The sequence below is a fragment of the Kitasatospora sp. NPDC047058 genome (genome assembly GCF_040643935.1).
GTDB lineage: Bacteria > Actinomycetota > Actinomycetes > Streptomycetales > Streptomycetaceae > Kitasatospora.
Genome location: NZ_JBEYVJ010000664.1, coordinates 1 through 2,708 on the forward strand (window position 1 = coordinate 1; position 2,708 = coordinate 2,708).

Here is a 2,708-nt window from a genome sequence, read left to right on the forward strand (position 1 = left end):
CCCCGTTCTCAACTCGTCGACTCGTTACCGGCTTCTCCTCGTCTGCAGCGTGCCCGGCCCCGCCGGAATTCCCGCTCCGGCCGGGCGTCGTGCGGGCCGGGGCCGCCGAGTGCGGCGCGGATCCGGGCGAGGACGACCTCGCGGGAGCCGGCCGAGGGCTGCCGCGGGTCGGGGCTGCGGTGGGTGGTCATCGGCGGTTCCTCCGCCACCAGTCGCGGAACGGTTCGGCCGGCGGTTCCGGCAGTTCACGGGTGTCGGTCCAGGCCGCGCCGGGCCCGGGCAGCCGGCGCGGCCGCAGCCGTCCGGCCCGGGCCGCGGCCCGTTCGGCCGCCGCGAGCAGCGCGGGGCGGTCCAGTACGTAGCCGGCCGCCGCCATGGCGGCCCGCTCCAGCCGGTGTCCGGGCTGCCGGACGACCCGTTCGCGCAGGTGGACCAGCACCTCGGGGATGTCGATCGCCACCGGGCAGACCTCGTAGCAGGCCCCGCAGAGCGACGAGGCGAACGGCAGCGAGGCGTCCACCGGGCTCGCGGTGCCGCGCAGTTGGGGTGTGAGGATGGCGCCGATCGGCCCCGGGTAGACCGAGCCGTAGGCGTGGCCGCCGGCCCGTTCGTAGACCGGGCAGACGTTGAGGCAGGCCGAGCAGCGGATGCAGCGCAGCGCCTGGCGGCCGACCCGGTCGGCGAGGGCGGCCGTCCGGCCGTTGTCGAGCAGGACGAGGTGGAACTCGGACGGGCCGTCGCCCGGAGTGGTGCCGGTCCAGAGCGAGGTGTACGGGTTCATCCGCTCGGCGGTGGACGAGCGCGGCAGCAGCTGCAGGAAGATTTCGAGGTCCCGCCAGGTCGGCACCACCTTCTCGATGCCGACCACCGAGATCAGGGTGCGCGGCAGGGTGAGGCACATCCGGCCGTTGCCCTCGGACTCCACGACCACCAGCGTGCCGGTCTCGGCGACCATGAAGTTGGCCCCGGAGACCGCCACCCGGGCGCGGAGGAACTTCTCGCGCAGGTGCAGCCGGGCCGCCTCGGCGAGTTCGGCCGGCGAGTCGGTGAGGCCCTCCGGCGCCGGGCGGCCCCAGGCGGCCATCCGCTCGGCGAAGATCTCGCGGATTTCGGCGCGGTTGCGGTGGATCGCCGGGACGAGGATGTGCGAGGGCCGGTCGTCGCCCAACTGGACGATCAGCTCGGCGAGATCGGTCTCGTACGCGGTGATGCCGGCCTCGGCGAGCGCCTCGTTCAGCCCGATCTCCTGGGTGGCCATCGACTTGACCTTGACCACCTCGCGCGTTTCCGCGCCGCCGTCGTCGGCCGCGAGGACCAGCCGGGTGACGATCCGGTTGGCCTCCGCCGCGTCGGCGGCCCAGTGCACGGTGCCGCCGGCCGCCGTCACGGCCTGCTCCAACCGGACCAGGTAGTGGTCGAGATGGCGCAGGGTGTGGTCCTTGACGGCCTTGGCGGCGGCGCGCAGCTCGGGCCAGTCGGCGAGTTCGGCGACCGCCCGGGCCCGCTTGTCGCGGATGGTGTGCGTGGCGTGGCGCAGGTTGGCCCGCAGGTTCGCGTCCCGGGTGGCGCGCGCGGCGGCCTCCGGGAAGGCGGGCATCCCGAGGAAGGTGCCCGAGCTCAACTCGGCCTCCGGGGATCGGCCGTCGACTCGGGGCTCCGGGGCTCGGGGCTCCGGGGCTCGGTGGTCCGAGGTTCGGGGCTCCGGGGCTCGGGGCTCCGGGGTTCGGTGGTCCGAGGTTCGGTGCTCCGGGGCTCAGGGCTCCGGGGTTCGGTGCTCCGGGGCTCAGGGCTCCGGGGTTCGGTGCTCCGGGGCTCGGGGCTCCGGGGTGCGGCGCTCAACTCGGCCTCCAGGGCTCGGCCTCGGTGCTGGCCAGGATCTCGGCGAGGTGCAGCGGGCGCAGCGCGTCACCCCGGCGGCGTTGCAGCCCGCCGAGGTGCAGCAGGCAGGAGTTGTCGCCGCCGCAGAGCACCTGGGCGCCGGTGGCGCGGGCGTTGCGCAGCTTGTCCTCGCCCATCGCCGTGGAGACAGCCGGATTCTTCACCGCGAAGGTGCCGCCGAAGCCGCAGCACTCCTCGGCGCCGGGCAGTTCCCGCAGCTCCAGGCCGCGGACCGCCCGGAGCAGCCGCAGTGGCCGGTCGCCGAGGCCGAGGACGCGCAGCCCGTGGCAGGACGGGTGGTAAGTGACCGGGTACGGGAAGTGGGCGCCGACGTCCTCGACGCCCAGCACGTCGGTCAGGAACTCGGTCAACTCGACGACGCGGGGCCCGAGTCGGGCGGCGATGTCGGTGAGTCCGGTGCCGCGCCCCTCGGCGGCGGCCGCGGCCCCGATCCGCGGGTAGTTGTCGCGGACCATCGCCACGCAGGAGCCGGAGGGCGTCACCACGTGGTCGTATCCGTCGAACGCCCGCGCGGTCCGGCGGACCAGCGGCTCGCAGGCCCGCCGGTAGCCGGTGTTGAACTGCGGCTGGCCGCAACAGCTCTGCCCGGCCGGGAAGTCGACGTCGACGCCGAGCCGCTCCAGCAGCCGGACGGTGGCGATCGCCGTGGCCGGGTACAACGCGTCGTTGACGCAGGTGGCGAACAGTGCGACCCGCATCGTCCCCTCCCGGTGCCGGTGGTGCGGGAGCCGTCGGCCTCCTTGAGCTGGTCGGCGGTGCCGCGGGCGATCACCTTGCCGTGGTCGACCACCGCGATGTCGTGGGCGAGG

At 74.8% G+C, this 2,708-nt stretch carries 3 protein-coding genes; all 3 read right to left on the reverse strand.

From position 1 onward, the window contains the following. Positions 1–8: 8 nt before the first annotated feature. Complete coding sequence (locus tag ABZ885_RS38970) at positions 9–191, reverse strand: hypothetical protein (RefSeq protein ID WP_360199613.1); 183 nt, start codon at positions 189–191, stop codon at positions 9–11. After that, complete coding sequence (locus ABZ885_RS38975; protein WP_360199617.1) at positions 188–1,597, reverse strand: lactate utilization protein B; 1,410 nt, start codon at positions 1,595–1,597, stop codon at positions 188–190. The genes ABZ885_RS38970 and ABZ885_RS38975 overlap by 4 nt, the downstream gene beginning before the upstream one ends. 238 nt (positions 1,598–1,835) lie before the next feature. Next, positions 1,836–2,597 (reverse strand): (Fe-S)-binding protein, encoded by a 762-nt coding sequence (locus ABZ885_RS38980; protein ID WP_360199615.1) that lies wholly within the window; start codon positions 2,595–2,597, stop codon positions 1,836–1,838. Between the last annotated feature and the right edge of the window lie 111 nt (positions 2,598–2,708).